The sequence below is a fragment of the Streptomyces sp. NPDC054842 genome (assembly GCF_053611025.1).
Genome location: NZ_JBSGZN010000001.1, coordinates 188,464 through 209,510, shown reverse-complemented (window position 1 = coordinate 209,510; position 21,047 = coordinate 188,464). Strand labels below are relative to the sequence as shown.

Genomic DNA, 21,047 nt, shown 5'->3' with positions numbered 1-21,047 from the left:
TGCTACATCTCCTCGGCTACGTAACTGCGAAGCCAGGCCCGGAAGTCCGGTCCCAGGTCTTCACGTTCGCACGCGAGTCTGACAATGGCACGCAGATAGTCGCCGCGGTCGCCGGTGTCATAGCGGCGGCCCTGGAAGACCACGCCGTGCACCGGTCCGCCGACCTTCTCGTCCGTGGCCAGCTGCTGCAGGGCGTCGGTGAGCTGGATCTCGCCGCCGCGGCCCGGCTCGGTGGTGCGCAGTATGCCGAAGATGCTCGGGTCGAGGACGTAGCGGCCGATGATCGCGTAGTTGCTGGGGGCGTCCGCCGCGTCGGGCTTCTCGACCAGACCCGTCACCTTGACGAGGTCGCCCTCACCGGTGGCCTCCACGGCGGCGCAGCCGTAGAGGTGGATCTGCTCGGGCGCGACCTCCATGAGCGCGATGACACTGCCGCCGTGCTGTTCCTGAACCTCGACCATGCGCGCGAGGAGCGGGTCCCGCGGGTCGATCAGGTCGTCGCCGAGCAGGACGGCGAAGGGTTCGTCACCGACGTGCGGGGCGGCGCACAGGACGGCGTGGCCGAGTCCCTTGGGGTCGCCCTGGCGCACGTAGTGCATCGTCGCGAGGTCGCTGGACTCCTGGACCTTGGCGAGGCGCCCGGCGTCGCCCTTCTTCTGGAGGGCCGACTCCAGTTCGTAGTTGCGGTCGAAGTGGTCCTCCAGGGGGCGCTTGTTGCGGCCCGTGATCATGAGGACGTCGTCCAGCCCCGCCGACACGGCCTCTTCGACCACGTACTGGATCGCGGGCTTGTCGACGACCGGCAGCATCTCTTTGGGAGTGGCCTTGGTGGCCGGCAGGAACCGGGTGCCGAGGCCCGCTGCGGGGATGACAGCCTTGCTGATCCTGGGGTGCGACTCAGTCATGCCCGCAACCATATCCGGTGGCTATGTGCGGATTCTGTGTCTCCGGTTAATTCGTTCTCATATGAGCACATTACGAAGAGTACGGGAGCAACCTGTGAGCCACCTGGGACGCGAAGCCGAGCCTGCCAAACGAATGTTGCGGCGAGAGCTCCTCTCGGTGAGGAGCCGGTTGACGGCGGATGACGTGCGGGAAACCGGCCGTGCTCTCGCGGCGCGCGCCCTGGAGCTGCCCGAACTGGCGCACGCGGGCACGGTGGCGGCGTACGGGTCCGTGGGGAGTGAGCCGGGCACGCTCGCGCTCCTCGACGCGCTCCGCGCGCGCCGGGTGCGGGTGCTCCTGCCGGTCCTGCTGCCGGACAACGACCTGGACTGGGGCGCCTATACGGGAGAGGCGTCGCTCGTGAGCGTTCGACACGGCGCGCGGATGGCCCTGTTGGAGCCGGCGGGCGAGCGACTCGGGCCGGCCGCCGTCACGGACGCGGACGCGGTCCTGCTGCCCGGCCTGGCCGTCGACGGACGCGGGATGCGCCTGGGCCGCGGCGGCGGCTCCTACGACCGCGTGCTGGCCCGGCTGGAGCGCGCGGGAGCCGATCCTGCCCTCGTGGTGCTCCTGTACGACACCGAGGTCGTGGAGCGGGTACCCGCGGAGCCCCACGACCGGCCGGTGCACGCGGCGGTCACCCCGTCGGCCGTACGGCGCTTCCGCTGACGCCCTCCGCCCAAGATCCCCCGGGAACGCGGAACGGCCCTCCACGCGTGCGTGGAGGGCCGTTCCGGTGGGTTCCGCGGACGACGTCAGGGCTTCAGCAGCAGCGTGTCGCTCGTGCTCCTGCCGACCGCCTTGTCCGAGAAGGGCCACGACAGCAGCTCGCCCTTGGCCCACTTGTCCGTCTGGTCGGTGTAGTGGGCGCTGTAGGCGTGTCCCGAGGCACCGGACAGGTTGATCCACTTGGACTTGTCGAGGTCCCCGAGGTTGACCACCATGCGCATCGACGGGACCCAGACGACTCCGTAGCCGCCCGCCGCGTTCCAGCCGGTCGCGTTGACCGTCGCCTCGCCGCCGCTGAGCTTCCACGGGCCGCGGTTGAGCATGTACTGCACGACGCGCGGGCCCTCGGTGCCGAGGGTCTGGTTCTTCAGGAACAGGCGGTGCAGCCGTCCCCAGCTCCAGGTGTCGATGTCCTTGCCGAGCTTGGCGGTCAGCTCCCAGCGGGCGTCCTTCATGGCGCGGGCGAACAGCGCGTCACGGGTGCCGGTCGCCTTGTCCAGGCGCGTCTTGGGCGAGGCCCACCAGGCGTTGTCCTCGTCGTCGATGATCGAGCGGACCACCTCGAACCAGCGGTCGCCGCCGTCCGGCTGCGCCTGGTCCGCGTCGCGCTCGCCGCACTCGCGCACCGTCTCGTCCTCGTCCGCGGGCCCGGTGGTGTCGACCCGGTCCACGTACAGGCACTGGCCCTTGACCCGCAGCTCCTTGGGGAGCTTGTTGCCGAAGGCGAGCTTGAGGATGTTGCGCCAGGTCGCGTTGAAGTACGCGGCCGCCGCGGAATCGGCGTCCTGGGTGTAGTCCCAGCCCTCCAGGAGCTTCTGGGCCTGGCGCACGTCCTTGTCGGCGACGTCGATCTTCAGCAGCTTGGGCACCAGCAGCTTGGCGATCTCGCTGCTGTTGTCGAGCTGCATCTGCCGCATGTCGTCGGTCGAGATCTTGCCGCCGCCCTTGATCTTCGACTCGATCAGGTCGGTGATGCGCTGACTGCGCGAGCCGTAGCCCCAGTCCGTGGTGAGCGTGTAGGGGTACTTGTCCTTGTTCACGACGGCCTGGTTCGCCGTCACGATGTAGCCGCGCTCGGGGTTGTACTCGAACGGCAGCTCGGCCTGGTCGATGTAGCCCGTCCACCGGTACTTGCTCTCCCAGCCGGGCGAGGGCAGCGAACCGTCGCCCGTCCCGCGCGTGGGGATGCGGCCGGGCAGCTGGTAGCCGATGTTGCCCTCGGTGTCGGCGTAGACCAGGTTCTGCGAGGGCACGTCGAAGGACCGCGAGGCCTTGCGGAAGTCGCTCCAGTCGGCGGCCCTGTCCATCTCGAAGACGGCGTCCATGGAGTTGCCCGGCTCCAGCGCGGTCCAGCGCAGCGCGATGCCGTAGCCGTCGCCCCGGTCGGGCGCCGCACTGTCGACGGTGGCCCTCTTGCCGACCTTGACCAGCTCGTCGTCCCGGTCGGACAGCAGCGGGCCGTTGTCGGTCTCCCGGACGACGATCGTCTTGGTCCGGCCGCCCGCGACCCGGATCTTCTCCCGGCGGGTCTCGAAGGGCAGCACCTTGTCGCCGTACTGGTAGCCGTCCCCGGTGAGCTTCTCCAGGTAGAGGTCGGTGACGTCCACGCCCGAGTTCGTCATGCCCCAGGCGATGTCCTGGTTGTGGCCGATCACCACGCCGGGCATCCCCGCGAAGGTGTAGCCGGCGACGTCGTAGCGGCACTTGTCGCCGACGCTGCGGCAGTGCAGGCCCATCTGATACCAGACCGAGGGCAGCGAGGCCGACAGGTGCGGGTCGTTGGCGAGCAGCGGCTTGCCGGTGATGGTGTGGTCCCCGGAGACGACCCACGAGTTGGAGCCGATGCCGTTGCCGTTCACGCCGACGGCCGTGGGGACGTCCTCCAGCTCGTCGTAGAGCCCCGACAGCTGGCTCTGCAGGCCCTCGGGGGCGGCGGTGTTCCCGGCCAGCCCGCTGCCCGCCGCGGAGCCCGCCGTGCCGGTCCCGGTGCCCGTGGCCGCGGCGCCCTGGACGTAGGTCTTGGTGACCTCGTCGTACTGCCCCTCCTGCACGATCGCCTTGTTCCGGCCGTACGGGTAGTCGGGGTACAGGTCGGCGATCTGCTTGGGGCCGAGGCGGCTCGTCATCAGGGAGCGGTCGATCTCGTCCTGCATGTTGCCGCGCAGGTCCCAGGCCATCGCCTTGAGCCAGGCCACCGAGTCGATCGGCGACCACTCGTGCGGCTTGTAGTCGTTGGCGAAGCCGAGGGCCGCGTACTCCAGCGACAGGTCCGCGCCGTCCTTGCCCTTCAGGTACGCGTTGACCCCCTTGGCGTAGGCCTGGAGGTACTTCTTCGTGGAGGGCGACAGCTTGGTGTCGTACTCCTTCTTCGCCACCCGGTCCCAGCCGAGGGTGCGCAGGAACTCGTCGTTCTCGACCTGCCCCTTGCCGAACATCTCGGACAGGCGCCCCGAGGTCATGTGCCGGCGCACGTCCATCTCGTAGAACCGGTCCTGCGCCTGGACGTAGCCCTGCGCCATGAACAGGTCCTCGTCCGAGGAGGCGTAGATCTGCGGGATGCCGTAGCCGTCCCGCTTCACGTCCACGGGACCTGACAGCCCGTCGAGTTCGATCGAACCCTTGGTCTGCGGGAAGGAGGCCCGGACGGTGCTGATGCTCCAGTAGGCGCCGTAGGCGACGCCTCCGACGAGGGCCAGAACCAGAACGATCACGAGCAGACGGGCTCTGCGCCCCTTCTTCCTGCCGGACTTGCCGGGCTTTTGGCCGGAAGAGGCGGTGGTGTTGGGGGGCATCGCTGTCCTTGCTGTCCTAACGCGAGCGGCAGGGCGGGCTGTGCTTTTGACTGAGCGCAGGAGCAACCATAGGCGCAGGGCCCACCGCGCCTTGACGCGGAGTCGGGAACCCGAGAGCACGGGCGTTCGATCTTGCCTCCAGGAGTGTCAAGAAAAAGTCAAGACTTAGGTAAGGTAATGAAGTACTTGGGTCCGTAGTACGTGTGCCCGCGCCGACCCGCGCGGGCCAGTGAAGGGAACGGCCGCTGACTGTCCACCACCTCAACCAGCTCCTGCTCGTCTGCTCGCTCGTTCTGCTCATCGCGGTGGCAGCGGTCCGCATCTCGTCGCGCAGCGGGCTCCCCAGCCTGCTCGTCTACCTCGGCATCGGCGTCGCCATGGGCCAGGACGGCCTCGGCGACATCCACTTCAACAACGCCGAACTGACCCAGGTCATCGGGTACGCGGCCCTCGTCGTGATCCTGGCCGAGGGCGGCCTCGGCACGAAGTGGAAGGAGATCGGACCGGTCCTCCCGGCCGCCTCCGCCCTGGCTCTCGGCGGCGTCGCGGTGAGCGTGGGGGTCACGGCCTCGGCCGCCCACTACCTGATCGGGCTGGAGTGGCGGCAGGCGCTCATCATCGGGGCGGTGGTGTCCTCGACGGACGCGGCGGCGGTCTTCTCGGTCCTGCGGAAAATCCCCCTCCCCGCGCGCGTGACGGGCGTCCTGGAGGCCGAGTCCGGGTTCAACGACGCTCCGGTGGTCATCCTGGTCGTCGCGTTCTCCACCGCCGGCCCCGTGGAGCACTGGTACGCCCTCCTCGGCGAGATAGCGCTCGAACTGGCCATCGGCGCGGCCGTCGGCCTCGCGGTCGGCTGGCTCGGCGCCTGGGGGCTGCGGCACGTGGCCCTGCCCGCCTCCGGCCTCTACCCGATCGCCGTCATGGCCATCGCGGTCACGGCGTACGCGGCCGGTGCCCTCGCGCACGGCAGCGGGTTCCTCGCCGTCTACCTGGCGTCGATGCTGCTCGGCAACGCCAAGCTGCCGCACTGGCCCGCCACGCGCGGCTTCGCCGAGGGTCTCGGCTGGCTCGCCCAGATCGGCATGTTCGTGCTGCTCGGACTGCTGGTCACTCCGCACGAGATGGGCGACGACGTCTGGCCCGCGCTCGTCATAGGGCTGGTGCTCACCGTGGTGGCCCGCCCGCTGAGCGTCTTCTCCAGCCTCCTGCCGTTCCGCATGCCGTGGCAGGAGCAGACGCTGATCGCCTGGGCCGGCCTGCGGGGCGCCGTGCCGATCATCCTGGCGACCATCCCGATGGTGAGCGGCATCCCGGAGAGCCGCCGGATCTTCAACATCGTCTTCGTGCTGGTCGTCGTCTACACCCTCATCCAGGGGCCCACCCTGCCCTGGCTGGCCCGGAAGCTGAACCTGGGAGCGCCCACCGAGGCCGCCGACCTGGGGATCGAGTCGGCGCCCCTGGAGCGCCTGCGCGGGCACCTGCTGTCCGTCGCCATCCCGCCGCGCTCCCGCATGCACGGCGTGGAGATCAACGAGCTGCGGCTGCCCCCGGGCGCCGCCGTCACCCTCGTGGTGCGCGAGGGCACCTCCTTCGTGCCGCTTCCCACGACGACGCTGCGGTACGGCGACGAGCTGCTCGTGGTGGCCACCGACCCGGTCCGCGACGCGGCCGAGAGGCGGCTGCGCGCGGTGGCGCAGGGCGGCAAGCTGGCCGGCTGGCTGGGCACCCGGGCCGACGGGACGGAACACCGGGCCGGCCACTAGCGCCCCCGCGCGCGTGACGGTCGCACACGGACTTACCAGGGCATAGACGGCATCAGGTATTCGCAGGCCGACACCGCCATGGTGCTCGCTTTCACAGGCGCCACAGACCTGCACCCCTGTACGATGAAGGCACAGCTTTGATCGAACCAACTCTGCCTGACGCAGAGCTGGCGCGACCGTATGGCGGCCGTGACGTCCCCACCGGGACGCCGGTATCTACCGCAGTTCCGCGCAAGAGGACAGCTCTCGGCGCCGCCGCTCACCAGGGGGGCGCGCTACCAGGCGGCAGAAAGGCACGGGCCGTGGCATCCACGGTCACCTCCCGCCCGGGATACGGACAGCTGCTGCGCACCCGCGGCGCCTGGACGTTCCTGCTCCCCGGCTTCGCCGCGCGACAGCCGTTCGCGATGCTCACGATCTCCATCGTGCTCCTCGTCCAGCACACCACCGGCTCCTACGGGGCCGCCGGCGCCGTAGCGGCGGCCACCGGCGTCTCCATGGCGCTGTTCGCGCCTTGGAGCGGGCGGCTCGCCGACCGCCACGGCCAGCGTGCGGTACTGCTGCCCGGCGTCCTCGTGCACACCCTGGCGGGCCTGTCCCTCACGCTGCTGGCGCTGACCGGCGCCCCGCTGTGGGCGCTCTTCGTGGCGGCCGTGCCGACCGGCGCCTCCGTGCCCCAGGTCGGCCCCATGGTGCGCGCCCGCTGGGGCGTCAAGCTCCAGGACTCCCCCCTGATGACGACCGCGGCGGCCTTCGAGTCCGTCACGGACGAGCTGACCTTCGTGCTCGGCCCGCTGCTCGCCACCGCCCTGTGCACCGCCGTGGACCCGGCGGCGGGCCTGCTGACCGAGGCGGCGCTCACCCTGGTCGGCGGACTGCTGTTCGCGGCGCAGAAGAGCACCCAGCCCGCCGTCGCCTCCGTGGAGGCGGGGCACACGCGCGTGAAGCACGCCTCCGCGCTCGGCATCCCCGGTGTACGCGTCCTGATCGTCGCCTTCCTCGGCATCGGATCGGTCTTCGGCGGTATGCAGGTCGCCCTCGCCGCGTTCAGCGAGTCGATCGGCGAGCCCGGTTTGAACGGCGTCCTGTACGGCGTCTTCGCCGCGGGCAACATGCTCTCCGGGGTCGTCTGCGGCGCCGTCGCCTGGAAGGTGGCCCCGCAGCGCCGCCTGGTCCTCGGCTACGGGGCGCTCGCGCTCGCCGCGTCGGGCCTGTGGGCCGCCCAGTCCGTGGTCGTCCTCGCCGGGCTCGGCCTGCTGGTCGGCATGTGCATCGCGCCCGCCCTGATCACCGGCTACACGCTGGTCGAGGGTCTGGTGCCGGCGGGCGCCCGCACCGAGGCGTTCACCTGGCTGACCGGGGCGGTGGCCCTCGGCCAGGCGGCGGCCGTCACGGTCGCCGGACAGCTGGAGGACCGCCTCTGGGACGGCGCCGGTTTCCTGGTGCCGATGGCCGGGACCGTACTGGCCCTGGTGACCCTGGTGGCCCTGCGTTCACGCCTGTCCCAGCGCCCCCGGAGCCGGACCGTCGCACGTGGCGTCGGTCACCGCACACCGGTGGCGGTGGACTGATCCCTCGGAATACGTCACTATGGACCGTCGTTAGCACTCATTGAGTGAGAGTGCCAGGAGGAAGACAAGTGCCGACCTACCAGTACCAGTGCACCGAGTGCGGCGAGGGCCTCGAGGCGGTGCAGAAGTTCACGGACGACGCCCTGACCGTGTGCCCCAACTGCGATGGCCGCCTGAAGAAGGTGTTCTCCGCGGTCGGCATTGTCTTCAAGGGCTCCGGGTTCTACCGCAATGACAGCCGCGGTTCCTCGTCGAGCAGCAGCCCTGCCTCGTCCTCGAAGTCGTCGAGCTCGTCGGACGCCAAGTCCACGTCCTCGTCGGACTCGAAGCCGTCGTCCGGCTCTTCGTCGAGCAGCTCCTCGTCGAGCGGCTCCTCGTCGGCCGGCAGCACCGCCGCGTAAGGCCTTTCTTACGAGACCCTGTCGTCCTGGACGGCGGGGTCTTCGGCGTGCGCGGCCCCGGTTAGGGTGCCGTCATGGCGAACACGGAGAACGCACAGGACCCGGCGGGCGCGGGGCGCCCGGCACAGGCACAGCCGCCGGTCACGGCCGAGATCGGGGTCATCGGCGGCTCGGGCTTCTACTCGTTCCTCGACGACGTGACCGAGATACGGGTCGACACCCCGTACGGGCCGCCCAGCGACTCCCTCTTCCTCGGCGAGATCGCCGGCCGACGGGTCGCCTTCCTGCCCCGCCACGGCCGCGGCCACCATCTGCCGCCGCACCGCATCAACTACCGCGCCAACCTGTGGGCCCTGCGCTCCGTGGGCGTGCGCCAGGTGCTCGGCCCGTGCGCGGTCGGCGGGCTGCGCCCCGAGTACGGCCCGGGGACCCTGCTCGTACCGGACCAGCTGGTCGACCGCACCAAGGCCCGGACGCAGACGTACTTCGACGGCCTGCCGCTGCCGGGCGGCGAGGTGCCGAACGTCGTGCACGTGTCGCTGGCCGACCCGTACTGCCCCGTCGGGCGCCGGGCCGCGCTGGCCGCCGCCCGCGGGCGGGACTGGGAGCCCGTCGACGGAGGCACCCTCGTGGTCGTCGAGGGGCCGCGGTTCTCCACCCGGGCCGAGTCCCTCTGGCACCAGGCGCAGGGCTGGTCGGTGGTCGGCATGACCGGGCATCCCGAGGCCGCGCTGGCCCGCGAACTCGAGCTCTGCTACACCTCCATGACCCTGGTCACCGACCTGGACGCGGGCGCCGAGACCGGCGAGGGCGTCTCCCACGAGGAGGTGCTGAAGGTGTTCGCGGCGAACGTGGACCGGCTGCGCGGGGTGCTCTTCGACGCGGTCGCGGGCCTCCCGTCGAACGAGACACGGGACTGCCTGTGCACGACTGCGCTGGGCGGGATGGATCCGGGGTTCCAGCTCCCTTGAGGCGATGGATCGCGAATTCCGGGTTGTAAGGCCCTAAAGGGGGACGGATCCCGGGTTCGGGGTTCCAAGTTCCCTGAGGGGACGGATCCCGGGTTCTCTCGGTGAGAGCCTGCGGAACTGCTCGTTCGGGTGAGGGAGTTGTCCACAATCCGCCGGTGGTCCACGGGCTCCGGCGGGCTCGGCCGCGAGGCCTCATCGTGGGATCGCAAGCCGATCTCTCGTCGCAGGTGGTGGCAGTCATGGCCCAGTTCTCCCCCGCACCGTTCTCCTCGCTCGTCTCCCCCGTCACGGGCCCCGCGGGCACGGACGCGCCTCCTCCGTGCGAGGTGCCGCACTTCGCTCCCGTGCGGGTGCGCGGCGCCCACGGCCGGCTTCGCCGTCTGCTGCGGCACCGGAGGCGGGCGCTGGCGGCGGGCCTGGCGGTCACGGCGGCCGCGCTCGTGGCGGCCGGGCCCCGGGACGCCGAGCGGGCCCGCGACCGTCCGACGGCGGCTCCCCCACGGGCTCCGGTGTCCGCTCCCGCACGCGGGCGCCCCGCGCCCGAGAGCGTCACGGCGGCCGTCCGCATCGCCGACGGGGCCACGGTCGGGCTGCTGCGTGCGGGCGACCGGGTGGACGTCGTCGCGGCGGACGGCACCGGCCGGGCGCGGGTGGTGGCGGCCGGGGCGCGTGTCACCGAGCTGCCGGACGTCGGCGCCACCGAGGCCGGGGCACTGGTCGTCCTGTCGGTGCCGCGGGCCACGGCGACCCGGCTGGCCGGAGCCGGCACCACGGCACGGCTGGCGGTGACGCTGTGCTGACCGGGACCGTGATGTCCACCGGGACCGTCGTCCGGACCGGGGCAAAAGGGCGGGCGCCGTTCGCGGAAATGGTGTCAAGTCGCACGATCGAGCGACCGAATTGGACAGGCCCGGGACACTCTGACGTAGGTTGCGGAACTGTTTGTTCCACAACTTGTGCAGAGGGGCCTCTCGGTGAGCGAGAAGAAGAAGCCGGGCGTTCTGGAGGGCTTCAAGGCCTTTCTGATGCGGGGGAACGTCATCGACCTGGCCGTCGCCGTGGTCATCGGCGCCGCCTTCACCAACGTCGTCAACTCCGTGGTGAAGGGCATCATCAACCCCCTGGTGGGGGCCTTCGGCACCAAGGACCTCGACAAGTACCACTCCTGCCTGAAGTCGCCCTGCGCGATGGCGAAGGACGGCACGGTCACGAGCGGCATCCCCATCATGTGGGGCACGGTGCTCAGCGCGACGCTCAGCTTCGTGATCACGGGAGCCGTCGTCTACTTCCTGATGGTCCTGCCGATGTCCAAGTACCTGGCCCGCCAGGAGGCCCGCCGGAAGGCGAAGGAGGACACGCACGAGATCATCGAGGTGACCGAGCTGGAGGTGCTCAAGGACATCCGCGACGCCTTGGTGGCCCAGCGCGGCTCCGGCCACGACCGGGACTAGGACCGGACGCGGAAGCCGAACCCGCACCCGCACCCGCACCCGCACCCGCACCCGCACCCGCACCCGCACCCGCACCGAAAACAGAACCGGCACCGGCACCCGTGCCGGAAATGAGCACAGGCGCGGGCCGGCGGACGGCGGCTCAGATGTGGTGCGGCGGCTTCTCGTCGAGGAAGCGCCGGAGGTCCGCCGCGCTGTCGCCCTCGCCGCCGGGCCGCTCGCCCCACCCGCGGTCGGTGTCGTCCGAGGACTGCTCGCTCAGCGGGTCGTCGAAGACCAGCGCGGCCTTGGGGTCGCGCGGCTCGGGTGCGGGGGCGGTACTCATGCCTCCAGGGTACGTGCCGGGGTCGAGGAGGCGTTCCGGTCGCCGCTCGCCGGAACCGGGAGGGCGAGAAGTCCGCCTGCCAGAACCGGGGGCGCTTGCCGGGCGCCGCCGCGAGGCCGGTGGAGGGCCGCCTTCATGTGAACGCCTTCACAAGACTTTCCGTTCCATCTCTGCTGTGCTTGGCCTCATGACCACCAGTTCCGCCGGTTCCACCGGTTCCGCATCCGCCTCCGACCGTGCGGCGCGACCGGCCGACCGAAGCCCGCTGCGCAGGATGACCGCCCGGGGCCGCGACGAGGCACACCGCGTCGCGACGCCCCTGGAGCTCTTCTTCGACCTCTGTTTCGTCGTGGCCGTCGCGCAGGCCGGCGCGCAGTTGGTGCACGCGGTCGCCGAGGGGCACGCCGGCGAGGGCATCCTGAACTACGCGATGATCTTCTTCGCGATCTGGTGGGCCTGGATGAACTTCACCTGGTTCGCCTCGGCCTACGACAACGACGACGTCCTGTACCGGGTCGTCACGCTGATCCAGATCGCCGGCGCCCTGGTGCTCGCGGCGGGGGTGTCGAAGGCGTTCGCCGACCACGACTTCCTGCTCGTCTGGCTCGGCTACGCGATCATCCGGTTCGGGATGATCGCCCAGTGGCTGCGGGCGGCACGGGCCTGCGAGGGCCGCGAGAGAACGACCGCGCTGCGGTACGCGGGCGGCGTGCTGCTCTGCCAGATCGGCTGGCTCGGACTGCTGGTGCTGCCCGAGCCCGCCCGACCCTGGGTGTTCCTGGTGATGGCGGTCGTCGAGATGGCCGTCCCCCTGTACGCGGAGAAGGACGCCGCCACGCCCTGGCATCCGCGTCACATCTCCGAGCGGTACGGCCTGTTCACCATCATCGTGCTGGGCGAGACGATCGCCGCGGCCACGGTCGCCGTGAAGTCGGCCGTCGACGAGCACGAGGCGCTGGGTGAGCTGCTGCCCATCGCGGTGGGCGGGCTGCTGGTGGTGTTCGCCGCCTGGTGGATCTACTTCGCGGTGCCGATCCACGGCCATCTGCGGACGAGCGTGCAGGCGTTCGTGTGGGGGTACGGCCACTACCTGATCCTCGCCTCGGCGGCCGCGATCGGGGCGGGGGTCGAGGTGGCCGTCGAGCAGGCCGTCGGCCAGGCGCACATCTCGACGCTGGCCGCGTCCGCCGCGGTGACGCTGCCGACGGCGTTGTTCTTCCTGACCGTGTGGGCGCTGCACGCCCGTTACTTCAAGGTGGGCGTGGCCCAGCAGCTCGTCCTGCCGACGTCCGCGCTCCTCGTCGTCCTGAGCACCTTCCTCGGCCACTGGGCGGTGCTCGCGGCAGGCGTCGTGAGCGCGGCGACGGTGGCGGCCGGGGTGGCGCTGACGGCACGGACGGCGAGACGGGCGGCGGCGGGCCGGAAGGAGCGGGCGACCGCGCCGCGGTAGCGGGGAACCCGGCGCAGGCGACCGCGCCGCGGTAGCGGGGAACCGGCGGGGGTGACCGCGCCACGGTGATGGGCATCCGGCTGCGGAGGAGCGGCGAAGGAACACTGGGGGCATGACACTTGACGCTCTGACGGATGTCGCGGGACTGCGGGTGGGCCACGCGACGCTCACCGGCGAGGGCCGGCTCACCGGTACCACCGTGGTGCTGGCTCCCCCGGGCGGCGCGGTCGCGGCCGTGGACGTGCGCGGCGGTGGTCCCGGCACCAAGGAGACCGACGCGCTGGACCCCCGGAACCTGGTCCAGAAGGTCGAGGCGATCGTGCTGACCGGCGGCAGTGCGTACGGGCTGGACTCCGCGTCGGGGGTGATGGCCTGGCTGGAGGAACGCGGGCACGGGGTGCGGGTGGGTCCCGACGCGGCGCACGTGGTGCCGGTGGTGCCGGCCGCCTGTGTCTTCGACCTCGGCCGCGGGGGCGACTTCCGGGCGCGGCCGGACGCGGCCACCGGGCGGGCCGCGGTCGAGGCCGCCGAGGCGAGCGGGCCGGGCGCCCCGGTGCGGGAGGGCTGCGTCGGCGCCGGCACGGGGGCGGCCGTCGGTCCGCTCAAGGGCGGGGTGGGGACGGCGAGCATGCTGCTCGACTCGGGGATCACCGTGGCCGCGCTGGTGGTGGCCAACGCGGCGGGTTCCGCGGTGGAGCCGAGGACGGGGGCGCTGTACGGGGAGTTGTTGAGCGGGACCATGGCCCTTCCGCCCGCCGAGGTGCACGCCGCGGCCGAGCGGCGGCTCACCGAGGTCGCCGAGCGGAACGCCCCTCCGCCGTTGAACACGACGCTGGCCGTCGTCGCCACCGACGCCGACCTCAGCCGCGCGCAGGCACAGAAGCTGGCGGGCACGGCGCACGACGGCATCGCGCGTGCGGTCAGGCCGGTCCATCTGCTGAACGACGGGGACACGGTCTTCGCGCTCGCCACGGGTGACCGGCCGCTCGCAGCGGACCAGCCCCTCGCGCTCAACGAGGTGCTCGCGGCCGGCGCGGACGTGGTGACGCGGGCGATCGTCCGGGCGGTGCGGACGGCCGGGCCGGTGGAGGGACCGGGCGGGACGTGGCCGTCGTACGAGGAGCTGTACGGGGGCCGGTAGCGGGCGGGATCCGGGGGGCAATGGCGCTGGGCGGCCCGGGAATTGCGGAGGCCGGGCTGTGAGAGCGGCGCAGAGATGCGGGATCCGGGGCAGGAAGGGCGGTGAGCCAGGCGGGCATTGCGGGATCCGTGGCGGGAAGGGCGGTGAGCCAGGCGGGCCTTGCGGAATCCGGGGCGGGAAGGGCGGTGAGCCAGGCGGGCCTTGCGGGATCCGGGGTGGCAAGGACGGTGGGCGGGGTGGGGATTGTCGCGGTTCTGTCACGCGATGGCGTCCGTCGGCTACGGAAGGAACCCTTCCAGGCACGTGGCGCTCTTTCTCCACGCAACGGAGCGGATCACCCACACGACACGAACCTGGAGCAGCCCGTGACAACGCCGGACATATCAATGCGGCGCGCAGTGGGGGCCTGTGCCGCCCTGATGGTCGGCGCCCTCACCCTCACCGCCTGCGGCGGAGACGCCAGTGCGGACAACAAGGACGGGAAGAACGGGCGTTCGTCCAGGACGTCGGCGGCGAAGATCGTCATCTCGGCCGAGGACGGTTCGAAGAACGCGTCCATCAACGCGACCGGCGTCAAGGTCAGCGGGGGCAGGCTGACCGACGTGAAGATGACGGTGACGGGGACCGGGGCCGCCGTGCCCGGGGCGATCTCCGGCAACGGGAAGGCGTGGAAGCCCAAGGAGCAGTTGGAGCGCGGGACGAAGTACCGGATCACGGCGACGGCCGAGGACGGTGACGGGCGCAAGGTCGCCGCCGACTCCGACTTCAGCACGGTCTCCACGGCCAACAGCTTCATCGGGACGTACACACCCGACGGCGGCGCCACGGTCGGGGCCGGCATGCCGGTGTCCTTCACCTTCGACAAGGCGATCAGCGCGAAGAAGAAGGTGCAGTCGCACATCACCGTGCGCTCCAGCAGCGGCCAGAAGGTCGTGGGGCACTGGTTCGGGGCGCAGCGGCTGGACTTCCGGCCCGAGCAGTACTGGAAGGCCGGCTCCAAGGTCACCATGACGATCGACCTGGACGGCGTGGAGGGCGCGAACGGCGTCTACGGCGTGCAGGACAAGACGGTCACCTTCACCGTGGGCCGCCGGCAGGTCTCCACGGTGGACGTGGCGACGCAGACGATGACGGTGGTGCGGGACGGGAAGACCATCAAGTCGATCCCGATCTCGTCGGGCAGCGCCGAGAACACCACGTACAACGGCCAGATGGTGATCTCCGAGAAGTTCCGGCAGACCCGGATGAACGGCGCGACGGTCGGCCACGGCGGCGAGTACGACATCTCGGACGTGCCGAACGCGATGCGGCTGACGACGTCGGGGACCTTCATCCACGGCAACTACTGGTACAACCGCGGGAATCCGCCGTTCGGCCGGGAGGGCACCAGCCACGGCTGCGTGGGTCTCGCCGACGAGCGGGGCGCGCACGGCGACACGGTCGCCAGGTGGTTCTTCGACAACTCGCTCGTCGGGGACGTCGTGACGGTGAAGAACTCCCCGGACAAGCCGGTCGCACCCGACAACGGGCTCAACGGCTGGAACATGCCGTGGAGCGAGTGGACCGCCGGAAGTGCCGTCTGACGAGGGCTTTTCGGGGGTCGTAAGGGCCGCGCGGGAACACTCCGCGCGGCCCGCGCGTTTTCCCTCCGTACGTTTTCTCGGTTCGCGGACATGATGTCCGACCGAGGGGCTACGGTATGCACCCACAAGGTGACATGCAGCAACGCCGGGAGAAGCCTTGAGCGTTCCGTACGAGACAGCAGCGTACGAGCCACCCGAGTCGCCCGAGTCTCCTGAGGAGCATCTCGCGCGACTTCTCGGCCGTGCCCTGAACTCCTTCGAGCTGCCGGACGAGACCCTGCGGCTGCTCGACTGCGCGCTGGCGCACGACAGTTCGCTGCACTCCGCGCACCACAGCGCGGGGCTGCACCGCGAGACGTACCGGCACACCTGGCTGCTCGCCGACGGCTCGGCGGTCACGCTGTGGGAGCTGGTCCACAACACCGCGCGGGGCGCCGAGGCGCAGCACGAGGTGTACGTGGACGAGGAGGAGCTGCGGGCGGCGACGGGCCGCTTACCCCTGCCCTCGGACACACCGGACTTCGAGCTGCCCGTGACGGTGCAGCTGTCCCCCGTCCCCGAGCCCCGGCACGCGTACGTCCCGGACGACTCGGCGGACCACGCGCGCCGGCTGCTGCGCCGCGCGGAGAACGCGGACGGGCCCGACGCCGCCCTGACCGCGCTGCTGCTGCGTGAGGCGTGCGCCCACCAGATCACCCAGGCCTTCGGCCGCCCCGGCCGGGCGGGCCAGACGTCCCGCCTCAGCTTCTCGCTCTACGAGCACGCCTTCCTGCTGCGCGACGGGCGCGAGATCTCCCTGTGGGAGGTCGAGCACACGGCGACCCCCGACCGCCGGCACATGTGCGAGGTGTACGCGACGGAGAGCGTGGCCCGCGAGGCGATGGAACGCCGGGCCGCGCGGCTCGGCTGACCCGGCATCACGACGACCGGCACACCGCAGCACCGCACCGACGCCCGCCCCCGCAACGGCACACCCGCGCCCGCTCCGGCACTGGTACGCCTGCGCACCCGCACTCCATTGCACGCCCGCGACGGCGCACCTCGGCACCCGCACTCCGACGCACGCCCGCGTCGGCACGCATCTGCACACCGACGCCCATGCCCGCGACGGGACACCGGCAACCCGGACCCAAGCGGGCTCCAGTGACCGTGAGGCGTCTCGTCAGGGCTTCGTCATGGGCGGCTGTCGGTGAACTGCCGTACCAGGCCCGCGAAGGCGGCACGTTCCTGAGGGGTCAGCTCCACGCTCTCCGCACCCGGGCCGGACCGCCGCTGGCCGGGCACGGCGCGCAGCGTGCCGACGGGGCGCGGCGCCGCCGCGGACCGGCTTCGGCGCAGCAGCCGTACCAGGCCGACGACCCCGATGACGGCCGCCAGGGCCAGGACGCTCGCGCCCGCCGGCTGAAGGTTCGACACATGCTCAGGCATGCGCCCAGTGAACACCACGATCCGGGACTTCGGCCCCGGACCGTGACGCATCTCGCAGAAGCGGTGAACGACTCACCACCGCCCTAAAGGGGCATGTGCGCGGCCCCCGTTCGGCCGCTCAGGCCGCGACCGGCTCCTTCGTGCTCCCGCCCGCCGGTGCCGGCACCCCGGGCAGCGTCCCCGCACCCTCCGGTGCCTGCCTGCGCATGCCCTTGAGGACGATCACCACGGCGGTGGTGACGCAGACCCCGGCGGCGATGGCCACCAGGTACAGGAACGGGTTGCCGATCAGCGGGACCACGAAGATGCCGCCGTGCGGGGCGCGCAGCGTGGCGCCGAAGGACATCGACAGGGCACCGGTGACCGCTCCGCCCGCCATCGACGCCGGGATGACCCGCAGCGGGTCCGCCGCGGCGAAGGGGATCGCGCCCTCGGAGATGAAGGAGGCGCCAAGGACCCAGGCGGCCTTGCCGTTCTCCCGCTCGGTCGGCGTGAACAGCCTGCCGCGCACGGTCGTCGCCAGCGCCATCGCGAGCGGCGGCACCATACCGGCCGCCATCACCGCGGCCATGATCTTCATCGCGGAGTCGCTTGGGCTCGCGACCGCGATGCCCGCGGTGGCGAAGGTGTAGGCGACCTTGTTGACCGGGCCGCCGAGGTCGAAGCACATCATCAGGCCGAGGAGGGCGCCGAGCAGGACGGCGTTCGTGCCGGTGAGACCGTTCAGCCAGTCGGTCATGCCCTTCTGCGCGGAGGCGATGGGCTTGCCGATCACCACGAACATCAGGAACCCGACGATCGCCGCGGAGATCAGCGGGATCACCACCACCGGCATGATGCCGCGCAGCGCCGCCGGGATCGGCACCCGCTGGATGCCGATCACCACACCACCGGCGATGAGACCGGCGGCCAGGCCGCCGAGGAAGCCCGCGTTGATGGTGAGGGAGATCGCGCCGCCGACGAAGCCGGGGACGAGACCGGGCCGGTCCGCCATGCCGTACGCGATGTAGCCGGCCAGGACCGGGACGAGGAAGCCGAAGGCCACGCCGCCGATCTGGAAGAACAGCGCGCCCCAGCTGTCCGCCTGCATCCACACGAAGTGGTCCATGACGGAGGGCGCCTTGTTGACCTCGTAGCCGCCGATCGCGAAGCCGAGGGCGATCAGCAGGCCGCCCGCGGCGACGAACGGCACCATGTAACTCACGCCGCTCATCAGCCACTTGCGCAGCTTGGTGCCGTAGCCCTCGCCGGATTCCCCGGTGCGCTCCACCGGGCTGCCGGGGGCGGAGCCGGCGGTGACCTCGCCGCGTTCCGCCTTGCCGCGGACCTCGGAGATCAGCTCGGCGGCCCGGCTGATGCCGGCCTTCACGCCGACGTCGACGGTCGGCTTCCCGGCGAACCGGTCCTTGTCGCGTACGGGCACGTCGTGCGCGAAGATCACGCCGTCCGCCGCCGCGACGACCGCCGGGTCGAGCCGGGTGAAGCCGGCCGAGCCCTGGGTCTCGACGACGATCTCGACATCCCCTGCCGCGCGGCCGGCGTTCTCCAGCGACTCGGCCGCCATGTAGGTGTGCGCGATGCCGGTGGGGCAGGAGGTGACGGCGACGATCCGGAACGGCCGCGCACCCTCGGCCGGGCCGCTGCCCGCGCCGCCGCTGTCGCCCGGCGCCAAGGCAGTGCCCGCGTCGCCGGTGTCGCCCGGCGCCAAGGCGGTGCCCGCGCCGCCGGGGTCGCCCGGTGCCGGGGCGGCCCCGTCCTGGACGGCCCGGCCCGGTGCCGGGGCGGAGGGGCCCGCGGCGGCGTCGGCGGAGGCCGCCGCGTTCGACGCCGCCGCGGAGTCGTCGGGTGCGCCCGTGCCGGAGCCGGCCGGGGCCGCGGCGGGCGCCGTGGGCCGGTCGCCCCGGACGAGCGCGGCGGCGGCCGCCGCGTCGTCCACGGCCCGCAGCGCGGAGGTGAACTCGTCGTTCATCAGCTGCCGGGCGAGCGAGGACAGGATCGTGAGGTGGGCGTCGTCCGCGCCGGCCGGGGCGGCGATCAGGAAGATCAGGTCGGCGGGCCCGTCCGGCGCGCCGAAGTCGATGCCGGTGGCGCTGCGCCCGAAGGCGAGCGTCGGCTCGGTGACGTGGGCGCTGCGGCAGTGCGGGATGCCGATGCCGCCGTCGAGGCCGGTCGGCATCTGGGCCTCGCGGGCGGCCACGTCGGCGAGGAAGCCGTCGAGGTCGGTGACCCGGCCCAGGGCCGCCATGCGCTCGGCGAGGGCGCGCGCCGCCGCCTCCTTGGTATCGGCGGACAGGTCGAGGTCGACCAGGTCCGCGGTGATCATCTCGCTCATCGCGGGCTCCTTCGCACGCGTATGGCCCGCGGGGACCGCCGGGCGGGGGTGGGGACGGGGGTGCCGCTCTCGCGGCGGGCGGGGTGCGCGGGGACGGCCGCGGCGGGGGCGGGGATTCCCCGCCGCGTCGGTGCCTGTCCCGAGGGGGTGGCCGCCGGCGTCATGACACCGGCTCCGTGAGGACGCGGTCCACGGGGACCTCCGGTGTGACGGTCACGGCGGAGGGGTCGAGGTCGGCCGGGGCCGGCATCACGCTGCCGGGCAGCCGGACGGCGGCGGCGCCGTGGGCGACGGCGGAGGCGAGGGCCTCGGGACCGCCGCCGCCGGCGACCAGGAAGCCCGCCAGTGAGGAGTCACCGGCGCCCACGTTGCTGCGTACGGCGTCGACGCGGGCGCTGCCGAACCAGGCGCCCGACGCGTCCACCAGCAGTTGCCCGTCCGCGCCGAGGCTGGCCAGTACGGTACGGGCGCCCAGTCCGCGCAGTTCCTCGGCGGCCTTGACCGCGTCGCCGACGGTGGCGAGGGGGCGTCCGACGGCCTCCGCGAGCTCCGCGGCGTTCGGCTTCACGACGTCGGGCCGCTCGCGCAGTGCCGCGAGCAGCGCCGGTCCCGAGGTGTCCAGCGCGATCCGGGCACCGGCCGCGTGGGCGCGGGCGACGAGGTCGGCGTACCAGGACGGGGAGAGTCCGCGCGGCAGGCTGCCGCAGCAGGCGATCCAGTCCGTCTCGCCGGGGCGGTACTGCCGCCGCACGGTCTCCAGCAGCGACTCGGCCTCGGCGGGCGTGAGGTGGGGGCCCGGCGCGTTGATCTTCGTCAGGGTGCCGTCGGGTTCGGCCACCGAGATGTTGGAGCGGGTCGCGCCGGCCACGGGGACGGGGGCGACCTCGATGCCCTGGGCGTCGAGGAGTTCGGCGACGAGAGCGCCGGGCGCCCCGCCCAGCGGCAGGACGGCGACGGTGCGCCGTCCGGCCGCGGCGACCGCCCGGGACACGTTGACCCCCTTGCCGCCGGGGTCCATCCGCTCGCCGGTGGCCCGGACGACCTCACCGCGGCCGAGGGAGGGGACCTCGTACGTACGGTCGAGTGAGGGGTTGGGGGTGACGGTGAGGATCATGCGGACTCGTTTCTAGACACACTGCACTTCCGTGCCGCCGCGTTCGATGGCGACGACGTCCTCCGGGCCCAGCCCGCTGTCGGTGATCAGGAGGTCCACGTCGGCGAGGTCGCCGAAGCGGGCGAAGTGCTCCTGGCCGTGCTTGGAGGAGTCGGCGAGCAGCACCACGCGGCGGGCGGCGCGGACGGCGGCGCGTTTCACGGCCGCCTCGGCCAGGTCGGGGGTGGTGAGCCCGTGCTCGACGGAGAAGCCGTTGGCCGCGATGAAGACGACGTCCGCGCGGATCTCGCCGTAGGCCCGCAGCGCCCAGGCGTCGACGGCGGCACGCGTACGGTGCCGGACGCGGCCTCCGACGAGGTGGAGCTGGATGCCGGGGTGGTCCGCGAGCCGGGCCGCGATCGGCAGGCTGTGGGTGACGGCGGTGAGCGTCGACTCCAGCGGCAGGCTGCCCGCGAGCCGGGCGACCGTGCTGCCCGCGTCCAGGATCATCGTGCCCTCGCCCGGCAGTTCCGCCAGGGCGGCGCGGGCGACGCGGTCCTTCTCGTCGGCCGCGGTGGACTCGCGTTCGGCGAGGTCGGGCTCGAAGTCGAGCCGGCCCGCCGGGATCGCGCCGCCGTGCACCCGGCGCAGGAGTCCCGCGCGGTCGAGCGCCTTCAGGTCCCGGCGGATGGTCTCCGCGGTGACCTGGAACTCGTCTGCCAGCGACAGGACGTCGACCCGGCCGCCGTCACGCGCCAGCCGGAGGATCTCCTGCTGCCGCTCCGGTGCGTACATGTCCGTTCGCCTCCGCCTGATGCCCGAACCTGTTGTTCTTCTTGGAGGCTACGACTGGATTCCGGGAAAGTAAACAGGTTCGGGCTTCATTCGGGCATGAACGGACTCGATCGGGGGGTGGGGTGGCTGGCTTCAGGCCGCGGAGTGGGCGCGGGTGCACGGCCCGGGGGTGGGCGGGGAGAGCCGTCGATTCGGGCGGGGTGGTCGCGCCCGCTTGCACGGTCCTGGCGTGCGCGGAGGGCCGCGCGAGGAGATCCGGGAGAACCTGGTGACGGGG

Annotated in this window: 18 protein-coding genes; 11 read left to right on the top strand and 7 right to left on the bottom strand. The window is 72.1% G+C overall.

Features of this window, described 5'->3' with window-relative positions:
* Nucleotides 1-2: 2 nt before the first annotated feature.
* Complete coding sequence (gene galU, locus ACWGIS_RS00880; protein WP_453360265.1) at nt 3-905, bottom strand: UTP--glucose-1-phosphate uridylyltransferase GalU; 903 nt, start codon at nt 903-905, stop codon at nt 3-5.
* A 133-nt stretch (nt 906-1,038) separates the two neighbouring features.
* Here galU and ACWGIS_RS00875 point away from each other — a divergent pair, with 133 nt between their 5' ends.
* Entirely contained in the window at nt 1,039-1,614 is a 576-nt protein-coding gene (locus tag ACWGIS_RS00875; RefSeq protein WP_453360264.1) for a 5-formyltetrahydrofolate cyclo-ligase, read from the top strand.
* Nucleotides 1,615-1,700: 86 nt separating this feature from the next.
* Here ACWGIS_RS00875 and ACWGIS_RS00870 read toward each other — a convergent pair whose 3' ends face one another.
* Complete coding sequence (locus ACWGIS_RS00870) at nt 1,701-4,466, bottom strand: penicillin acylase family protein (RefSeq protein ID WP_453360263.1); 2,766 nt, start codon at nt 4,464-4,466, stop codon at nt 1,701-1,703.
* A gap of 245 nt (nt 4,467-4,711) precedes the next feature.
* On the opposite strand from ACWGIS_RS00870, the gene ACWGIS_RS00865 reads away from it, so the two are divergent.
* The 6 genes from ACWGIS_RS00865 (at nt 4,712) to ACWGIS_RS00840 (ending at nt 10,623) form a co-directional block, all read left to right on the top strand.
* Entirely contained in the window at nt 4,712-6,229 is a 1,518-nt protein-coding gene (locus tag ACWGIS_RS00865; RefSeq protein ID WP_453360411.1) for a potassium/proton antiporter, read from the top strand.
* Between the two features lie 302 nt (nt 6,230-6,531).
* A complete protein-coding gene (locus ACWGIS_RS00860) occupies nt 6,532-7,800 on the top strand; it encodes an MFS transporter (RefSeq protein ID WP_453360262.1) in 1,269 nt (422 codons plus the stop codon).
* Between the two features lie 68 nt (nt 7,801-7,868).
* Entirely contained in the window at nt 7,869-8,201 is a 333-nt protein-coding gene (locus ACWGIS_RS00855; protein ID WP_453360261.1) for an FmdB family zinc ribbon protein, read from the top strand.
* Nucleotides 8,202-8,275: 74 nt separating this feature from the next.
* Nucleotides 8,276-9,172 carry an S-methyl-5'-thioadenosine phosphorylase gene (locus ACWGIS_RS00850; RefSeq protein ID WP_453360260.1) on the top strand — a complete coding sequence of 299 codons (897 nt, stop codon included), beginning with the start codon at nt 8,276-8,278 and terminating at the stop codon, nt 9,170-9,172.
* Between the two features lie 239 nt (nt 9,173-9,411).
* Nucleotides 9,412-9,972, top strand: a complete 561-nt coding sequence (locus ACWGIS_RS00845; RefSeq protein ID WP_453360259.1) for a hypothetical protein — start codon at nt 9,412-9,414, stop codon at nt 9,970-9,972.
* Between the two features lie 174 nt (nt 9,973-10,146).
* Nucleotides 10,147-10,623 (top strand): large conductance mechanosensitive channel protein MscL, encoded by a 477-nt coding sequence (locus ACWGIS_RS00840; protein ID WP_453360258.1) that lies wholly within the window; start codon nt 10,147-10,149, stop codon nt 10,621-10,623.
* A gap of 142 nt (nt 10,624-10,765) precedes the next feature.
* Here ACWGIS_RS00840 and ACWGIS_RS00835 read toward each other — a convergent pair whose 3' ends face one another.
* A complete protein-coding gene (locus ACWGIS_RS00835; protein WP_453360257.1) occupies nt 10,766-10,948 on the bottom strand; it encodes a hypothetical protein in 183 nt (60 codons plus the stop codon).
* A 187-nt stretch (nt 10,949-11,135) separates the two neighbouring features.
* Here ACWGIS_RS00835 and ACWGIS_RS00830 point away from each other — a divergent pair, with 187 nt between their 5' ends.
* The 4 genes from ACWGIS_RS00830 to ACWGIS_RS00815 all read left to right on the top strand — a co-directional run bounded on the left by ACWGIS_RS00830 (nt 11,136) and on the right by ACWGIS_RS00815 (nt 16,032).
* On the top strand, nt 11,136-12,398 hold the full coding sequence (locus ACWGIS_RS00830) for a low temperature requirement protein A (RefSeq protein WP_453360256.1): 1,263 nt from the start codon (nt 11,136-11,138) through the stop codon (nt 12,396-12,398).
* 112 nt (nt 12,399-12,510) lie between these two features.
* Nucleotides 12,511-13,539, top strand: coding sequence for a P1 family peptidase (locus ACWGIS_RS00825; RefSeq protein ID WP_453360255.1), 1,029 nt, complete (start codon nt 12,511-12,513; stop codon nt 13,537-13,539).
* A 365-nt stretch (nt 13,540-13,904) separates the two neighbouring features.
* Nucleotides 13,905-15,122 (top strand): L,D-transpeptidase, encoded by a 1,218-nt coding sequence (locus ACWGIS_RS00820; RefSeq protein ID WP_453360254.1) that lies wholly within the window; start codon nt 13,905-13,907, stop codon nt 15,120-15,122.
* A gap of 157 nt (nt 15,123-15,279) precedes the next feature.
* Nucleotides 15,280-16,032 (top strand): DUF6227 family protein, encoded by a 753-nt coding sequence (locus ACWGIS_RS00815; protein ID WP_453360253.1) that lies wholly within the window; start codon nt 15,280-15,282, stop codon nt 16,030-16,032.
* A 263-nt stretch (nt 16,033-16,295) separates the two neighbouring features.
* Here ACWGIS_RS00815 and ACWGIS_RS00810 read toward each other — a convergent pair whose 3' ends face one another.
* The 4 genes from ACWGIS_RS00810 to ACWGIS_RS00795 form a co-directional block, all read right to left on the bottom strand.
* Nucleotides 16,296-16,550: a hypothetical protein gene (locus ACWGIS_RS00810; RefSeq protein ID WP_453360252.1), complete on the bottom strand. Its 255-nt coding sequence runs from the start codon at nt 16,548-16,550 to the stop codon at nt 16,296-16,298.
* A 118-nt stretch (nt 16,551-16,668) separates the two neighbouring features.
* Entirely contained in the window at nt 16,669-18,882 is a 2,214-nt protein-coding gene (locus tag ACWGIS_RS00805) for a PTS fructose transporter subunit IIABC (RefSeq protein ID WP_453360251.1), read from the bottom strand.
* Nucleotides 18,883-19,042: 160 nt separating this feature from the next.
* The gene (pfkB, locus tag ACWGIS_RS00800) at nt 19,043-19,996 is read right to left on the bottom strand and encodes a 1-phosphofructokinase (protein ID WP_453360250.1); all 954 of its coding nucleotides are present in this window, start codon (nt 19,994-19,996) and stop codon (nt 19,043-19,045) included.
* Between the two features lie 12 nt (nt 19,997-20,008).
* Nucleotides 20,009-20,770 carry a DeoR/GlpR family DNA-binding transcription regulator gene (locus tag ACWGIS_RS00795; protein ID WP_453360249.1) on the bottom strand — a complete coding sequence of 254 codons (762 nt, stop codon included), beginning with the start codon at nt 20,768-20,770 and terminating at the stop codon, nt 20,009-20,011.
* Nucleotides 20,771-21,047: the final 277 nt, after the last annotated feature.